This window comes from Microbacterium sp. Se63.02b (genome assembly GCF_014171575.1).
Taxonomy (GTDB): domain Bacteria; phylum Actinomycetota; class Actinomycetes; order Actinomycetales; family Microbacteriaceae; genus Microbacterium.
Genome location: NZ_CP050453.1, coordinates 382,387 through 397,759 on the forward strand (window position 1 = coordinate 382,387; position 15,373 = coordinate 397,759).

General features: G+C 69.1%; 16 protein-coding genes and 2 pseudogenes. 12 read left to right on the top strand and 6 right to left on the bottom strand.

Annotated features, from left to right (window positions below):
* Window positions 1-104 precede the first annotated feature (104 nt).
* Window positions 105-548, bottom strand: a complete 444-nt coding sequence (locus G4G29_RS01935) for a hypothetical protein (RefSeq protein WP_183151650.1) — start codon at window positions 546-548, stop codon at window positions 105-107.
* Between the two features lie 101 nt (window positions 549-649).
* Between G4G29_RS01935 and G4G29_RS01940 the strand changes: the two genes are divergently transcribed.
* From G4G29_RS01940 to G4G29_RS23280, 10 genes and pseudogenes are all read left to right on the top strand, one after another.
* Window positions 650-865, top strand: a complete 216-nt coding sequence (locus G4G29_RS01940) for a winged helix-turn-helix domain-containing protein (protein ID WP_183151651.1) — start codon at window positions 650-652, stop codon at window positions 863-865.
* On the top strand, window positions 853-1,821 hold the full coding sequence (locus G4G29_RS01950; RefSeq protein WP_244632321.1) for a hypothetical protein: 969 nt from the start codon (window positions 853-855) through the stop codon (window positions 1,819-1,821). The genes G4G29_RS01940 and G4G29_RS01950 overlap by 13 nt, the downstream gene beginning before the upstream one ends.
* Before the next feature lie 132 nt (window positions 1,822-1,953).
* Window positions 1,954-1,997 (top strand): annotated as a pseudogene (locus G4G29_RS23775) (hypothetical protein); the annotation flags it as partial.
* 128 nt (window positions 1,998-2,125) lie between these two features.
* Window positions 2,126-3,400 carry a M81 family metallopeptidase gene (locus tag G4G29_RS23265; protein ID WP_258567021.1) on the top strand — a complete coding sequence of 425 codons (1,275 nt, stop codon included), beginning with the start codon at window positions 2,126-2,128 and terminating at the stop codon, window positions 3,398-3,400.
* Between the two features lie 155 nt (window positions 3,401-3,555).
* Window positions 3,556-5,364 (top strand): peptide ABC transporter substrate-binding protein, encoded by a 1,809-nt coding sequence (locus G4G29_RS01960; protein ID WP_183151654.1) that lies wholly within the window; start codon window positions 3,556-3,558, stop codon window positions 5,362-5,364.
* Between the two features lie 12 nt (window positions 5,365-5,376).
* Window positions 5,377-6,399, top strand: coding sequence for an ABC transporter permease (locus G4G29_RS01965; protein WP_183151655.1), 1,023 nt, complete (start codon window positions 5,377-5,379; stop codon window positions 6,397-6,399).
* A complete protein-coding gene (locus G4G29_RS01970; RefSeq protein WP_244632322.1) occupies window positions 6,396-7,274 on the top strand; it encodes an ABC transporter permease in 879 nt (292 codons plus the stop codon). The genes G4G29_RS01965 and G4G29_RS01970 overlap by 4 nt, the downstream gene beginning before the upstream one ends.
* Entirely contained in the window at window positions 7,271-8,617 is a 1,347-nt protein-coding gene (locus G4G29_RS23270) for an ABC transporter ATP-binding protein (protein ID WP_309491613.1), read from the top strand. Before G4G29_RS01970 ends, G4G29_RS23270 begins: the two co-directional genes overlap by 4 nt.
* Window positions 8,500-9,753, top strand: coding sequence for an ROK family protein (locus G4G29_RS23780; RefSeq protein ID WP_345941194.1), 1,254 nt, complete (start codon window positions 8,500-8,502; stop codon window positions 9,751-9,753). The genes G4G29_RS23270 and G4G29_RS23780 overlap by 118 nt, the downstream gene beginning before the upstream one ends.
* Entirely contained in the window at window positions 9,636-9,890 is a 255-nt protein-coding gene (locus G4G29_RS23280; protein WP_258567248.1) for an ROK family protein, read from the top strand. The genes G4G29_RS23780 and G4G29_RS23280 overlap by 118 nt, the downstream gene beginning before the upstream one ends.
* Window positions 9,891-9,914: 24 nt before the next feature.
* Here the strand turns inward: G4G29_RS23280 and G4G29_RS01985 are convergent, their stop codons facing one another.
* Both G4G29_RS01985 and G4G29_RS01990 read right to left on the bottom strand, forming a co-directional pair.
* Window positions 9,915-10,307, bottom strand: a complete 393-nt coding sequence (locus tag G4G29_RS01985; RefSeq protein ID WP_183151656.1) for a VOC family protein — start codon at window positions 10,305-10,307, stop codon at window positions 9,915-9,917.
* On the bottom strand, window positions 10,304-10,585 hold the full coding sequence (locus tag G4G29_RS01990) for a metalloregulator ArsR/SmtB family transcription factor (protein WP_183151657.1): 282 nt from the start codon (window positions 10,583-10,585) through the stop codon (window positions 10,304-10,306). Before G4G29_RS01990 ends, G4G29_RS01985 begins: the two co-directional genes overlap by 4 nt.
* 206 nt (window positions 10,586-10,791) lie before the next feature.
* Between G4G29_RS01990 and G4G29_RS01995 the strand changes: the two are divergent.
* Window positions 10,792-12,311, top strand: a pseudogene (locus G4G29_RS01995) (SDR family NAD(P)-dependent oxidoreductase).
* 13 nt (window positions 12,312-12,324) lie between these two features.
* Here the strand turns inward: G4G29_RS01995 and G4G29_RS02000 are convergent.
* Complete coding sequence (locus G4G29_RS02000; RefSeq protein ID WP_183151658.1) at window positions 12,325-12,663, bottom strand: helix-turn-helix domain-containing protein; 339 nt, start codon at window positions 12,661-12,663, stop codon at window positions 12,325-12,327.
* Window positions 12,664-12,740: 77 nt separating this feature from the next.
* On the opposite strand from G4G29_RS02000, the gene G4G29_RS02005 reads away from it, so the two are divergent.
* The gene (locus tag G4G29_RS02005; RefSeq protein ID WP_183151659.1) at window positions 12,741-13,397 is read left to right on the top strand and encodes an NAD(P)H-dependent oxidoreductase; all 657 of its coding nucleotides are present in this window, start codon (window positions 12,741-12,743) and stop codon (window positions 13,395-13,397) included.
* Window positions 13,398-13,573: 176 nt separating this feature from the next.
* Here G4G29_RS02005 and G4G29_RS02010 read toward each other — a convergent pair whose 3' ends face one another.
* Together G4G29_RS02010 and G4G29_RS02015 are read right to left on the bottom strand one after the other, a co-directional pair.
* Window positions 13,574-14,608, bottom strand: coding sequence for a HAMP domain-containing sensor histidine kinase (locus tag G4G29_RS02010; RefSeq protein ID WP_274601208.1), 1,035 nt, complete (start codon window positions 14,606-14,608; stop codon window positions 13,574-13,576).
* Between the two features lie 10 nt (window positions 14,609-14,618).
* Window positions 14,619-15,290, bottom strand: a complete 672-nt coding sequence (locus G4G29_RS02015; protein ID WP_183151661.1) for a response regulator transcription factor — start codon at window positions 15,288-15,290, stop codon at window positions 14,619-14,621.
* Window positions 15,291-15,373: the final 83 nt, after the last annotated feature.

The window sequence follows — 15,373 nt, forward strand, 5'->3', positions numbered from 1 at the left end:
GATCCGCCGACGAGATGACGATGAGCCGACGGTTCGGTGCCGGAACCTCGGTGATTCGTCGTCCCGTCGGCGAATCGTATGCCCTCAGGCCGAGCGTGTCGGCGTCAGTCCGGTTCGATGCTCAGGACGGTCGTGCGCATCCCGTCCGACTCGTACTGCACCGGCATCCCGGGGTGCGACACCGAGAACCAGAAGACGCCGTCCTCGGTGTCGTACCGCCGGCAGGTCAATTCGCCCAGGGGGGAGGGGAGGGTCACGGTCGACACGCTCGTGGTGCCGGCGTCGAACGCCGCGTGCCCCTGCAGCTCGGCCCACGTCACACGGCTCGACACGACCGCCTTCGGGTCTGCGACCGCCCAGCGGTCGAGCGTCGCCCCCTCGTCGTCGACGTCGTGGAAGCGGTTGACGTGCTCGCCGAGGGGTCCGTCCGGCCCCTCCAGCAGCAGGTGGATGGTCTTGCCCTGCCCCGTGGCGTCGCGGATCTCGGCGGCCGTGAACGGCGTGGGCAGGAGTCCGGGGCCGAGCAGGTGCGGATCGGATTCTGTCATGATGCCAGTCTGCGCCCTCCGGCCGACCCGCAGGGATGGCGCTTCTCCAGTCCGGGGGCTATCTTTGTTTGACTACCGAAGCAAGATGATTCGAGGACACCGTGGCGCCGGCGACCCAGACCGTACATTCCGAGGGTGAGATCTTCCGGCTGGTGCGCACCGGAGCGGCCCAGTCACGCGCCGACCTGGCCCGCCTGACCGGCCTCTCCCCCTCGACCGTGGCACTTCGGGTGGAAGAGCTGATCGCCCACGGCTACATCGAGGAGAACGGCGAGGGGAGTCGCGTGGTGGTCGTCGGCCCCGTGTGCTCACGGTGAGGGCCGGTGGCAGCGTCGTCGCCGGTGTGGAGCTCGGAGAGCAGCATGCGACCGTGGCGCTGTTCGATCGCCGCGCCGAGGTCGTCGTGTCGACCGTCGCTCAGGTCTCGCTCCTGGACGGCGTCGAGAGCGTCGTCGGCCAGGTGTGGGAGTCGGCACGGGAGCTCGCGAAGGCCAACGGCGGGCTGACCCTCGAGGGCATCGCGATGAGCCTGCCGGGACCGGTGGACTCGCGCACCTCCCGGCTCCTGGCCGATGCGGATGCCGGGATGGAACGGCGTCGACGTCGGCGAGGTGCTCGGCTCCGTCACGGGGCTGCCGTTCCTGATCGACAACGACGCGAACGCGATGGCCGTCGGGGAGTTCATCGAGCGCGGCGGCGAGCAGGAGCAGCTGGTCTTCGTGAAGGCGGGCAGCGGCATCGGCTGCGGCATCATCCTGGAGGGCGCGGTCTACCGCGGGTTCCGGGGCGTCGCCGGCGACATCAGCCACGTCGCCCTGCACAACGCGCCGCCGATCATCTGCTCGTGCGGTCGGGTCGGCTGCCTCGACGTGGTCGCCAGTGGCGCAGCGATCGTCGACGCGCTCAAGGAGGCGGGAGTCGCGGTCGAGACCCTCGACGACGTGCTCGCCCTCGCGCAGGATGCTCACCCCAAGGCCACCTCCGCGCTGCGCGAGGCCGGCGCGCGTACGGGGAGGTGCTCGCCACGATCATCAACTTCTTCAACCCGCAGGCGCTCGCGCTCGGGGGACGCCTGGCCACGGCGGATGCGTTCGTCGCCGGCGTGCGGCAGGCGCTGTTCACGCTCTGCCTGCCCATGTCGACCGATGCCCTGGAGATCGGCGTCAGCCGAGCGGGCGCGCTCGCCGGCGCACGCGGAGTGGCATGGGAGTTGCTGGAGCGGATGCTCGACCCCGCCCGGATCGATGAGGAGCTGCGCACCGCGGCGGCCTGACCTCATCGTAGCTTCGAAAATCGACTCAAGTTCCTACTCATTCGGAATAAGACGTCGGGTTTTCTTCGAGCTGCGATCTAGACTCGAAGCATGACCGCGACCTCCCTGCTTCCGCGCATCGCCATCGCCGGCATGGCCATCGAGTCCAGCACCTTCTCGCCCCACCGTGCGGGCGAGCGGGACTTCCTGCGCGTGGAGGGCGACGAGCTCGTGACGCGCTACGACGCTGCTGCGCGACGGCGAGCTCACGGATCGAGCCGAGTGGCTCCCGGTCTACTACGCCCGCTCGATCCCCGGCGGTGCGGTGCTGCGCGAGGTCTACGAGAGCATCAAGGCGCGCATCTGCGACGGGCTGCGCGCCCTGGTCGCCGACGGGCAGAAGCTGGACGGGCTCTTCTTCGACATCCACGGCGCGATGAGTGTCGACGGCCTGGACGACGCCGAGGGCGACCTGATCACCGCCATCCGCGAGGTGATCGGCGCCGACGTCGTGGTGTCCGCGTCGATGGACCTGCACGGCAACGTCTCGCGCACCCTGATCGAGAACGTCGACATCATCACGTGCTACCGGCTGGCCCCGCACGAAGACACGTGGGAGACGCGCGACCGCGCGATCCGCAACCTCGTCGAGGCGCTCGAGAGCGGCGTCACCCCGCGCCGCGCATGGGTGCGCGTGCCGATCCTGCTCCCCGGCGAGAAGACCAGCACCAGGGTGGAGCCGGCCAAGAGCCTGTATGCGCGGATCCCCGAGATCGAGGCGCGACCGGGCATCACCGACGCCGCGATCTGGATCGGCTACGCGTGGGCGGATGAGCCGCGCTGCCACGCGACGGTCGTCGTGACCGGTACCGATGACGCGGCGACGGCCGCAGCCGCGGAGGAACTGGGCCGCGCATTCTGGGACGTGCGCGACGACTTCGAGTTCGTCGGCCCTCCCGGCACCCTCGACGAGGGGATCGCCGCAGGACTCGCTGCGACCGACACCCCGTACTTCATCAGCGACTCGGGTGACAACCCCGGTGCCGGCGGCACGGGTGACGTCACCTGGACGCTCGCGCAGCTGCTGCGCAAGCCCGAGCTCACCTCCGACGGCGCGCCCGTCACGCTGTGCGCGTCGGTGTTCGACAAGGGCGCCCTCGAGGTCCTGCGCGCGCACACCGTCGGCGACAGGGTGTCGGTCGAGGTCGGAGCCCGGATCGACAGCGGACCGCACGGACCGGTCCTCGTCGAAGGCGTGCTGCACAGCCTGCACGAGGGCGATGTGGATGCGGGCGGCATCGCGGTCATCCGCGTCGGCGGCCTGCACGTGATCGTCACGGAGTTCCGCAAGGCCTACCACGACGTCTCCGACTTCACCTCGATCGGACTCGACCCCGTCGCGGCGCAGATCGTCGTCACCAAGATCGGTTACCTCGAGCCGGAGCTGTACGCGATCATGCGCGGGTGGACGCTCGCCCTCACCCCCGGAGGCGTGGATCAGGACCTCGAGCGCCTCGGGCACCACCGCATCCAGCGGCCCATGCATCCGTTCGACGCCTTCGCGGGGACCCCCGACCTCTCGGCAGAGATGGTCGGCTGAGAGCTGCCCCAGCTTTCCCCCGCTATCGAATGAAGTTAGTTACTTAAACGTAACAAGCCTGACTTTTGCGGCTGACTTTATTCGGGCATGATGCAAAGTACGTCACAAATTGGACGAACGCTTCGGGTGACGGGGCGTTGAACAAGGAGGTTTACATGCGATCTCAGTCGCTGCGCCGCCGGTTGCTCGCCCCCCTGGGTGCGCTCGCCGTCGCGACGCTCGCCCTCACCGCGTGCCAGGCCGGCACCTCGGGAGACAGCGAGGCAGGCGAGAAGGACACGGTCAGCTTCGCCCTTCAGGTGGGCACCGGACCCAACTGGATCCTGCCGATCTCGTCGCCCGACAAGATGGCGACGCACAACAGCGCCATCAAGGCGACGATGTGGCCGCGCCTGTTCGAGTACAACGGCGTCGACGGCGAGATGGGCTGGGACGAGCTGGCCTCCGCCGCGAAGTCCTACGAGTTCTCCGACGACCGCAAGACCATCACGATCACGCTGAACGACCTCGACTGGTCGGACGGCGAGCCCGTCACCTCGCGCGACGTGGAGTTCTGGTACAACCTGGTGCGCTTCAACGGCGAGAAGACCGGTGGCTACTCCGCCGGCCTCATGCCGGACAACATCACCGAGTTCACGACCATCGACGACAAGACGTTCTCGCTGACGATGGACAAGGTCTACAACGAGGAGTTCCTCCTCGGCAACCAGCTCAGCCTGATCTACCCGATGCCGCAGCACGTGTGGGACAAGACCAGCGCCGACGGCGAGATCGGCGACCACGACCGTGACCAGGCCGGGGCGACCGCGGTCCTCGACTACCTCTTCTCCGAGGCCGAGGACATGAAGACCTACGCCACCAACGACCTGTGGAAGACCGTCGCCGGTCCCTACACGGTCAAGAGCTGGTCGGACTCGGGCCTGGTGGAGCTCACCGCCAACAAGGAGTACACCGGCGAGGACAAGCCCAGCATCGAGAACGTCGAGTTCCTGCCCTTCACCTCGGCCGACGCCGAGATGAACGTCGTGCGCTCGGGTGACGTCGACTACGGCTACGTCACCAGCTCGCAGCTCACGAACGAGAAGCAGTTCACCGACCTCGGCTACAGCATCGAGCCGTGGGCCGGCTGGTCGATCACGTACATGCCGTACAACTTCGCCAACCCCGAGAAGGGCTCCTTCTACAAGCAGCTCTACGTGCGTCAGGCCCTGCAGCACGCGGTCGACCAGGAGACCATCTCCGAGGTCGTCTGGCACGGTGCGGCGACGCCCGACTACGGCCCGATCCCGCAGACCGCGGATTCCAACGGCCTGTCCGACGTGCAGAAGGACAACCCCTACCCGTTCGACCTGAAGAAGGCCGAGAAGCTGTTCACCGACAACGGCTGGGTCAAGGGATCCGACGGCACGCTCGAGTGCGCCGAAGCCGGCGCGGGCGCAGGTCAGTGCGGCGAGGGCATCGCCGCGGGTGACAAGGCGGAGATCGTCGTCACCACGCAGAACGGCTCGCAGGAGACCGACAACATGATGGCCGAGATCCAGTCGTCGCTGGGCAAGATCGGCGTCAAGATGACGATCGACTCCAAGCCGCTGGACACCGTCCTCACGCAGGCGCAGGAGTGCAAGACCGGCAGCGCGTGCACGTGGGAGCTCGTCTTCTTCGGCACCGCGGGCAGCTGGTACTTCCCGCCCTACGCCACCGGTGAGCGCGTCTTCGCGAAGGACACCAAGTGGAACGCCGGACAGTACGACAACCCCGAGGCCGAGGAGCTCGTCCAGGCGATGGCCTTCTCGACCGACCCCGAGATCGCGAAGAAGTACTCCGAGTACCTCGCCACCGACCTCCCGGTCATGTGGATGCCGAACCCGGTGTACCAGGTCTCGGTCGTCCGTGACGGACTCGACATCGCCACCCAGGACCCGGGCGCGTCGTTCCTTCCGCAGCGTTGGTCCTGGACCAAGTAACGAGCAGGTGACATGAGCGTGGTGGAAGCAGCGCAGAACGCGCAGCAGCAGAAGAAGGAGAGGGCCGGCGGCCCCCGGTTCTGGTGGTACCTGTTGCGACGGGTCGGCCAGGGCGGGATCGTCATCCTCATCGTGACGCTGATCGTGTTCGCGCTGCTCCACCTCGCGATGCCGCAGGGGCCGGCCGCCGGCATCCTCGGCATGCAGGCCTCGCAGGCGCAGATCGACGCCTTCAACAAGGAGAACGGCTTCGATCTGCCCCTGTGGCAGCAGTACTTCCACTTCCTCGCCCAACTCGTCCAGGGCGACCTCGGGGACTCCTTCAAGCTGAACAGGCCGGTGGCCGACGCGATCGGGCAGCGGCTTCCGAAGACGCTGATCCTCGCCCTGATCTCGATGCTGTTCGCGCTGATCATCGCGATCCCGATGGGCATCTTCCAGGCCGTGCGCCGCGGCAAGGCCGCCGACTACGCACTGACGACGGTGAACTTCATCGTCTACTCCACGCCGTCGTTCTTCCTCGGGCTCATCCTCGTGATCGTGTTCGCGCAGTGGCTGCGGCTCGTGCCCGCCCAGGCGCCGCAGGGCGAGACCGTCGGCGACGTGCTCGCGAACCCCGCCGGCCTCGTGCTCCCCGTGCTCACCGCCGCGCTCGGCATCATCGCGACCTTCTCGCGGTACATGCGGTCGGCGACGATCGACAACCTGTCCGAGGACTACGTCCGCACCGCCAGGGCCAAGGGCACCTCGGTGCCCGTCGTGATCACCCGTCACGTGGTGCGCAACTCGCTCACGCCCGTGATCGCCATGCTCGGCTACTACCTGCCGGTCATGTTCGGCGGCATGATCGTCGTCGAGTCGCTCTTCAACTACCCCGGCATGGGGCTGCTGTTCTGGACCTCCGCCCAGACCTCCGACTACCCCGTGCTGATCGGCTGCATCCTCGTGATCGCGCTCGCGACGGTCATCGGATCGCTCCTCGCCGACATCATCCAGGCGCTGCTCGATCCGCGCACCCGAGAGGAGCTCTCGTGAGCACGACCACCATCGTGATGCGCACGTTGACCCCGCGTCAGCGCGGCATGCGCCGCTTCCTGCAGAACAAGCTCGCGGTCTTCGGCATCGTGACCATCGTCCTGTTCCTGCTCTTCTGCTTCCTGGGCCCGCTGATCCATCCGACGGATCAGATCCACACCGACCTCCGCAGCACCATGCTGCCGCCGGGGAGCCCCGGCCACCCGCTGGGCACCGACGACGTCGGGTACGACGTGCTCGGACGGCTCATGGTCGGCGGCCAGATCTCGATCCTGATCGGGCTCGCCGCCGGCATCCTCGCCACCGTCATCGGCACCCTCTGGGGCGCGATCGCCGGTTACGTCGGCGGCGCCGTCGACACCGTGATGATGCGCGTCGTCGACGCCGGCATCGCGATCCCGGCGACCTTCCTGCTGCTGATCCTCTCCGCGATCCTGCGCCCGAGCGTCCCGCTCATGATCTGCGTGATCGGCCTCGTCTCCTGGCTCGTCCCGGCCCGTCTCGTGCGGGCCGAGTCGATCTCGCTCAAGTCGCGCGAGTACGTGCTGGCGCTGCGAGCGATGGGCGGCACCCACTCGCGGGCCGTGCTCAAGCACATCGTCCCGAACACCGTGGGCACGATCGTCGTGAACGCCACCTTCCAGGTCGCCGACGCGATCCTGCTCGTCGCCTACATCTCGTTCCTCGGCATGGGGCTGCAGAAGCCGGCCACCGACTGGGGCGCCATGCTCACCAGCGGCATCACCTACACGTACGCGGGCGCCTGGTGGCTCATCTTCCCCGCCGGATTCTGCATCGTGCTGACGGTCTGCGCCTTCAACAGCATCGGCGACGGACTCCGCGACTTCTTCGACGTGAAGGGGCGTGCCGCATGAGCGACGCACTGCTGTCGGTCTCCGACCTGAAGGTCACGTTCCGCACCGAGGACGGATCCGTCGAGGCCGTGAAGGGCATCGACCTCGAGGTGCGTCCGGGAGAGGTGCTGGCGCTCGTCGGCGAGTCAGGCTCCGGCAAGTCGGTCACGGCCATGGCCATCCTCAAGCTGCTGCCGCGGACGGCGACGGTCACCGGGTCGATCTCCCTCGCCGGACGCGAACTCCTCCCGCTCGCGGAAGCCGAGATGAACGCCGTGCGCGGCGCCGAGATCTCCATGGTGTTCCAGGAGCCGATGACCGCGCTCAACCCGAGCATGCGGATCGGCGACCAGATCACCGAGGCCATCCTCAACCACCGCGACATCTCGAAGGCGGAGGCCTGGAAGCGCGCGGTCGAGATGCTCCAGCGCGTGGGTATCCCCGACCCTGCGCGTCGGGCGAAGAGCTACCCGCACGAGCTGTCCGGCGGGCAGCGCCAGCGCGTGGTCATCGCGATCGCCCTCGCGTGCGAGCCGCAGCTGATCATCGCCGACGAGCCGACCACCGCGCTCGACGTCACGGTGCAGGCCGAGATCCTCGACCTCATCCGGCGGCTCGCCGCGGAGTCGGGCACCGCGTTCCTGCTGGTGACGCACAACATGGGCGTGGTCGCCGACATCGCCGACCGGGTCGCCGTGATGTTCCGCGGCACGATGGTCGAGGTGGGCGACACGCGCACCGTGCTCACCGCACCCCGCGAGGCCTACACCAAGAAGCTGCTCAGCGCCGTGCCCTCGCTGCCCGACATCGCGACCGTGATCGAACGGGAGCCCGAGACCGAGGTGCCGGCCGCCGTGCTCGAGCTCGATGCCGCGAGTGTGACGTACCGCCGCGGTGGGCGTCCGTTCCTCGCGCTCGACGGGGTGAGCCTCGCGATCGCACCGGGCGAGATCGTCGGGCTGGTCGGGGAATCCGGCTCCGGCAAGTCGACTCTCGGGCGTGCGGCGCTCGGTCTGCTGCCGCTGTCGAGCGGTTCGATCACCCTGTTCGGCGAGAAAGTCGGACGCGGAGGAGTCTCCGGGCGTCGCGAGCGCGCGCTGCGCGGACGTGTCGGAGCGATCTTCCAGGACCCCGGCTCCAGCCTCGACCCCCGCATGACCGTGGGGAGGCGATCGCCGAGCCGCTGCTCGTGCAGCGTCGACGCGTCTCGACCACCGCGGCCGGGCGTCGGACCAGGGTGGCCGAGCTGCTGGACGCCGTGGAACTGCCGACGAACTACGCCTCCCGCTACCCGCACGAGCTCTCGGGAGGCCAGCGCCAGCGCATTGGCCTCGCCAGGGCGATCGCGCTGGAGCCCGAGCTGATCATCGCCGACGAGCCGACCTCGGCTCTCGACGTGTCGGTGCAGGCGGCCGTGCTCGACGTGCTGCGCACCCTGCAGGAGAAGATGCATTTCGCCTGCCTGTTCATCAGCCACGACCTGGCGGTCGTGCACGAGATCTCCGACCGGGTCGCCGTGATGCTGAAGGGCGAGATCGTCGAGACCGGTTCCGCGGATGACGTGCTCCTCGCCCCGCAGCACCCCTACAGTCGACGCCTGCTGGCGTCGGTCCCCGTGCCCGACCCCGACAAGCAGGCGCTGCGGCGGGGAGGCCCGAGCGGCCGCCCTGGTGATGACGCAGTGACCGCGGGAGGACCGAGCCGAACGAGCAGGGGTGTGAGCCACGTGGGACCTGTCGTCCTGGGGCTCGACGTCGGCGGATCGAGCGTGAAGCACCTGCTCGCCCCCGCCCTGGCATCGATGGACGCTCCTCCGACACCGCTCGCCCGCGGCCGACACTCGACGCCCAAGGCCGCGCCCGTCGAGGGGCTGTCCGCCATCGTGGACTCCCTCCGCGGCGACGCCGACCTGGAGCGCGTGGTGCTGTCGATCCCGGGGCTCGTGGACGAGGCGGAGGGCGTCGTCGTGCGCTCGACCAACATCCCCTCGCTCGACGGCCGTCCGCTCGGTGCCCAGCTCAGCGGCGCACTCGGCGTCCCCGTCGATGTGATCAACGACGGCCACGCTGCGGCTGTCGCGGAGGCCTCGTGGGGTGCGGGCGCCGGCATCGACGATGTGTTCGTGCTCGCACTCGGCACCGGGATCGCGGGGGCGCACGTCGCGCACGGACGCGTCGTGCCCGGGGCGCACGGCTCCGCTGGGGAGCTCGGCCACATCACGATCGAGCCCGACGGCCACCTCTGCTCCTGCGGACGGCGCGGCTGCCTCGAGACCATCATCGGCGCCCCCGCTCTGCGCAGAGCCTGGGCGAAGGCCGGGGTGCGGGAGGTCCGGAGAAGCTGCTCGCGGCCAGCAACGCCGGGGATGCCGCGGCCACGGCGATCGTCGAGCGCGCATCGTCGGCGCTCGCCGAGGCGATCCTCACCCTCTGCGCCCTCGTGGACCCGGGGTGCATCGTCATCGGCGGCGGACTCGCCCAGGCGCCGCACGAGCTCGTGACGCTCGCGGCGCGGTATGTGAGCGCGCGCGCCTCGTTCCACCGGGTTCCGCCCATCGTGCCCGCGACGCTCGGGGAGTGGGCGGGCGTGAACGGCACGGTGCTCACGGCGCTCCGTCGCCAGCACGCCCTGGTCTGACTCCGCGGCAGGGGCGGGGGCGGGTCAGGCGGCCTTCATCTGGATCAGCTGGATGAGGTTGCCGCAGGTGTCGTCGAGCACCGCGACCCATGCCGTGCCGATATCGGTCGGCGGCTGGGTGAAGACGACGCCGAGTCCGGTCAGGCGCGCATGCTCGGCGGCGAGGTCGTCGACGGCGAACTGAGCGAGCGGGATGCCGTCTTCGACGAGAGCATCGCGATACGGCTTGACCGCCGGGTGCCCGGAGGGCTCCAGCAGGAGCTCCGGTCCGTCGGGCGCTTCGGGCGACCGCACCGTGAGCCATGCGGCATCGCCGAGGGGGATGTCGTGGTGCTTCGTGAAGCCGAGCACGTCGGTGTAGAACGCCAGAGCCGTGCGCTGGTCGTCGACGAAGATGCTTGTCAGTTCGATTCTCATGGGGTGCTCCGTGTGTACGGCCACCGCTCGGCGATGCGGGCGAGAGGCTCCGGGTGGAAATAGTGGAACTTGGATCGTCCGCGTCGTTCCGTGGAGATCAGTTCCGCGGACTCGAGCACGGCGAGGTGCTGCGAGACGGCCTGTCGAGTCAGCGTCACACCGTGGCGCATGGTCAGGGTGGTGCAGATCTCGAACAGGGTCTGTCCGTCGTGCACCGACAGCTCGTCGAGGATGAGGCGCCTCGTCTCGTCATCGAGTGCGTGGAACAGATCGGTCATCCGTTCATGATAGGCAAGTGGAGACTTGCATATCAAGGGATACGCGGTGTCGCTGAGTGCACGGCCTCTTGCCGAGTGCACGGCTTCCGTGCGTCGGTACGCCGTGCACTCGACGACAAGCCGTGCACTCGGCGGCAGGACGGATGCTCGGGAGGGGAGAGGAGAGGAGGGGCATATGCCCAGGACACTCGCGTAAAATCGGCACAATGACCGACGCCCCCTCCGACGCTGCACCCGACCTCGGACCGGGCGTCGACCCCGACGATCTCGCCACGACTCTTCGCGTCCTCTCCGAGCTGCACCAGATCGACAACGAGCATCCGGACTTCGTCGCCGTGCGCCACGCGACCGCCGCGATGTTCAAGGCCGTCAAGCGCGTGCGCCGCAAGGAGATCCGCGACGCGATCGCCGAAGCCGACAAGGCCGTGGTCGCCCGCACCGCCACGGGAGCACCCGACCGCATCGACGACGAGACCCGCGGCAACGACCTCGCGACCAGTGTCGTGGACGCCCCGATCGCCGGCGAGCTGCTCAAGCGCGCAACTGCTACATCTGCAAGCAGCCGTACACGCAGGTCGACGCCTTCTACCACCAGCTCTGCCCCGACTGCGCGCGCTTCAGCCACGGCAAGCGCAACGCCCGCACCGACCTCACCGGCAAGCGCGCCCTGCTCACGGGCGGCCGCGCCAAGATCGGCATGCACATCGCGCTGCGGCTGCTCCGCGACGGCGCGCACACCACGATCACCACTCGCTTCCCTCGCGATGCCGTGCGCCGCTTCTCGGCCCTGCCCGACTCGGCCGACTGGCTGCACCGACTGCGCGTCGTCGGCATCGACCTGCGCGACCCCGCCCAGGTGATCGGCCTCGCCGACTCGGTCGCGGCTCAAGGTCCGCTCGACATCCTCATCAACAACGCGGCCCAGACCGTTCGCCGCTCGCCCGGTGCGTACTCGCTGCTCGCGGATGCCGAGCTGCAGCCCCTGCCCGACGGACCGCTGCCCGAGATGGAGACGTTCGGGCACACCGCCGACCCGCATCCGCAGGCGCTGCAGGCCTCCGTCGATGCGCATCCGCTGCTCTCGGTCGCAGCCCTCGGCGGCACGGTCGCCGAGCAGGGCGGGCAGGCCCTCACGGCCGAAGACCTCGCCAGGCTCGCCATGGCTCCCGGCTCCTCGTCGCTCGAGAAGCACGCCGACGGCACGGCCATCGACGCGGGAGGACTCGTGCCCGATGTGAACCGCGTCAACAGCTGGGTGCAGTCGATCGAGCAGGTCGATCCGCTCGAGATGCTCGAGGTGCAGCTCGCGAACACCACCGCGCCCTTCCTGCTGATCAGTCGTCTTCGGGCGTCGATGGCCGCGTCGTCGTCGCACCGGAAGTACGTCGTGAACGTCTCGGCGATGGAGGGGCAGTTCTCCCGCCGCTACAAGGGTCCTGGGCACCCGCACACGAACATGGCCAAGGCGGCTCTGAACATGCTGACCCGCACCAGTGCGGGCGAGATGCTCGAGAAGGACGGCATCCTGATGACCGCGGTCGACACCGGCTGGATCACCGACGAGCGTCCGCACTACACGAAGGTGCGCCTGGCCGAAGAAGGCTTCCACGCCCCGCTCGACCTCGTCGACGGCGCCGCCCGCGTGTACGACCCGATCGTGCGCGGCGAGGCCGGCGAAGACATCCACGGCGTGTTCCTGAAGGACTACGAGCCCAGCCCCTGGTGACGGCGAGTGCGCGTCAGTGGGCGCGTTCGGCGAGGTTCGCCGAGGCCCACTGCCCCAGCTGATCGAGGATCGGCAACAGGCCGGTCCCGCTCGGGGTGAGCGCATACGACACGGTGACCGGCGGGCCGGGGTCGACCGTGCGGGCCACGAGCCCGGCATCGGCGAGTTCCGCCAGTCGGTCGGACAGCACGGTGTCGCTGATGCCGGCGACGGCGCGGCGAAGGACGACGAAGGTCGAGGGCCCGCCTCCGAGCGACGACACGATCATGCCGTTCCACCGTTTTCCGAGCACGCTGAAGGCCAGTGTGACGGCGGCGTCGCACACCTGACGCTCTTCCTCGACCTCGGCCATGCCCACATCCTACCCGTGCTACGTTAACCAATGTCGCTCATAAAAAGCTAGTGACTACGAAAACGAGAGGTAGGCCCATGTCCCTGTTCCGCCTGGATGCCAGCATCCTTCCCGCGTCGTCCGCCAGCCGCGCGCTCGCCGACATCGTCGAGGCCGAGTGGACCGCGTCCCACCCCGACTCGACCGTGCTCCGCCGCGACCTGGCCAGCGACCCGGTGCCGGCGACCGCGTGGGCGGATGCCGTCACAGGCGGCTTCGTCGACGAGGCGCAGCGCACCCCCGCACAGAACGAGGCCCGCGCGCTCGCGACGTCGTTCGCCGACGAGCTGATCAGCGCCGACGCGCTGCTCATCGCCGTGCCGCTGTACAACTACGGGGTCTCGCAGCACTTCAAGACCTGGTTCGACCTGGCCTACACCGACTCGCGCATCGACCCGACAGGCACGGCGCTCAACGGCAAGCCCGCGACGCTCGTCACAGTGCTCGGCGGCAACTACGCGGAGGGCTCGCCCAAGGAGGGCTGGGACCACTCGACCGGCTGGCTGCGCCGCGTGCTCGAAGACGTGTGGGGCCTCGACCTCCGCGTGGTGCAGCGTCCGTTCACGCTGGTCGGGGTGAACCCGGCGCTCGATGCGTTCGCCGACACCGCCCGCGAGCTCAAGGAGAACGCCGAGGCCGACGCCCGCACCTTCGGCCGCGAGCTGGCCGCGACGCGCGATCCTCGCGTGGCCTGAACCCCGACTCCGTCCACCTGTCGGGCGAGCGGACGGATGTCGGACCGGAGACCGCGTTCCGGTCCGACATCCGTGAATCCCTCCGACATCCGTGCACTCGCGGGAGGATACCGGGGCGGAGCGGACGGGTCAGCCGAGGGGTGCGGGGTAGGGGTGCGGCAGCCAGACCGTCACGATCAGGCCCCCTCCCTGCGCGGGGTGAGCACCAGCGTGCCGCCGTGCGCCTGCGTGATGCGGTCGACGATCGCGAGGCCGAGACCCGCGCCGGCATGATCGTCGCTGCGGGTGCGCTCGGCACCGCGCTGGAACGGTTCCACCAGCGTCGCCACGCGGTGGGCCGGCAGCACCTCGCCCGTGTTCTCGACCACGAGCGCGACCGCGTGCGGCATCGTATGCGTGCGCACCGCGACCGAGCCGCCGAACGACAGGTTGTGCACGATCGCATTGAGCACGAGGTTCGTGACAAGCTGCGGCAGCAGGGCCGCCGATCCGAGCACCGGGGCGGGAGCGCCACCCACCTCCACCGCGACGCCTCGGCGATCCGCGAGCGGGACCAGTGCCTCCACCGCCTCCTCCGCGAGAAGCGAGAGGTCGACGATCTCGCGGGTGAACGTCCGACGATCCGCGCGACTGAGCAGCAGCAGGGCCTCGGTCAGATCGATCGCGCGTGTGTTGACCTCTCGGAGGCGGGAGATCAGCGCATCCACATCGCGATCCGGATCGTCGCGCGCGACCTCGAGCAGGGTCTGCGAGATCGCGAGGGGCGTCCTCAGCTCGTGCGAGGCGTTGGCGGCGAAGCGCTGCTGCTCAGCCACATGCGCCTCGAGCTGCTCGAGCATCGCATCGAACACGTCGGCGAGGTCGCGGAACTCGTCACGGCGTCCCGGAAGGCTCACCCGGTGCGACAGCGATCCCTGCGCCGCGAGCCGAGCCGCGTCGCCGATGCGCTCGAGCGGCGCCAGCATCCGTCCGGCGAGCAGCCATCCCCCGCCGAGGCCGAGCGCGAGCAGCACGACCATGACCGTCGCGGCGACCGGCACGAAGGCGCGGATCAGGTCGGACCGGTTCGGTACGCGGAGGTCGGTGAGCACCGGGATCTGCACGTCAGGGACGTAGCGCAGCAGGTACAGGGCCACCGCGGCGAGCAGCAGCAGCCCCGACACCACGACGATCCCCGCATAGCTGAGCGTGAGCTTGAGGCGGGCGCTCATCCCGCGGCGCCTAGGCATCCGCATCCGTCCCGATCCGATACCCGACACCCGGCACGGTGAGGATCAGCCACGGCTCCCCCAGGCGCTTGCGCAGCGACGAGACCGTGATGCGCACGGCATTCGTGAACGGGTCGGCGTTCTCGTCCCAGGCGCGTTCGAGCAGCTCTTCGGCGCTGACGACCCCGCCGCCCGCGTCGACGAGCACCTCGAGCACGGCGAACTGCTTGCGGGTGAGGGCGACGTAACGGTCGTCGCGGTACACCTCGCGGCGGAACGGATCCAGACGCAGCCCGGCGACCTCCAGCACAGGCGGACGGCTGCGCTGGCGTCGTCGATCGAGGGCACGCAGGCGCAGCACGAGCTCCCGCAGCTCGAACGGTTTGGTGAGGTAGTCGTCGGCTCCGATCTCGAAACCCGTCGCCTTGTCGTCGAGGCGGTCGGCGGCGGTCAGCATCAGGATCGGGATGCCGCTGCCCGAGGCCACGATCCATCGGGCGATGTCGTCGCCGGAGGGACCGGGCACGTCGCGGTCGAGCACGGCGATGTCGTAGGCGTTGATGCTCAGCAGCTCCAGCGCGGTGTCGCCGTCGCCGGCGATGTCGGCCGCGATCGCCTCCAGGCGCAGGCCGTCGCGCACCGCCTCGGCGAGGTAGGGCTCGTCCTCGACGATCAGCACACGCATGGCTGCGATCCTACGCAGTGCGGCATATCGGGAGCATATGGAAAAGCGCATACGCCCCGGCAACCGCGCCCCTTCTTCACTGG

What these genes read in the sequence shown, in the direction of transcription:
- G4G29_RS01960 (WP_183151654.1), top strand. Translation starts at nt 3,556, where the DNA reads ATGCGATCTCAGTCGCTGCGCCGCCGGTTGCTCGCCCCCCTGGGTGCG.
- G4G29_RS01935 (WP_183151650.1), bottom strand. Translation starts at nt 548, where the DNA reads ATGACAGAATCCGATCCGCACCTGCTCGGCCCCGGACTCCTGCCCACG.
- G4G29_RS02000 (WP_183151658.1), bottom strand. Translation starts at nt 12,663, where the DNA reads ATGGCCGAGGTCGAGGAAGAGCGTCAGGTGTGCGACGCCGCCGTCACA.
- G4G29_RS02015 (WP_183151661.1), bottom strand. Translation starts at nt 15,290, where the DNA reads ATGCGTGTGCTGATCGTCGAGGACGAGCCCTACCTCGCCGAGGCGGTG.
- G4G29_RS02010 (WP_274601208.1), bottom strand. Translation starts at nt 14,608, where the DNA reads ATGAGCGCCCGCCTCAAGCTCACGCTCAGCTATGCGGGGATCGTCGTG.
- G4G29_RS01985 (WP_183151656.1), bottom strand. Translation starts at nt 10,307, where the DNA reads ATGAGAATCGAACTGACAAGCATCTTCGTCGACGACCAGCGCACGGCT.
- G4G29_RS02005 (WP_183151659.1), top strand. Translation starts at nt 12,741, where the DNA reads ATGTCCCTGTTCCGCCTGGATGCCAGCATCCTTCCCGCGTCGTCCGCC.
- G4G29_RS01990 (WP_183151657.1), bottom strand. Translation starts at nt 10,585, where the DNA reads ATGACCGATCTGTTCCACGCACTCGATGACGAGACGAGGCGCCTCATC.
- G4G29_RS23270 (WP_309491613.1), top strand. Translation starts at nt 7,271, where the DNA reads ATGAGCGACGCACTGCTGTCGGTCTCCGACCTGAAGGTCACGTTCCGC.
- G4G29_RS01965 (WP_183151655.1), top strand. Translation starts at nt 5,377, where the DNA reads ATGAGCGTGGTGGAAGCAGCGCAGAACGCGCAGCAGCAGAAGAAGGAG.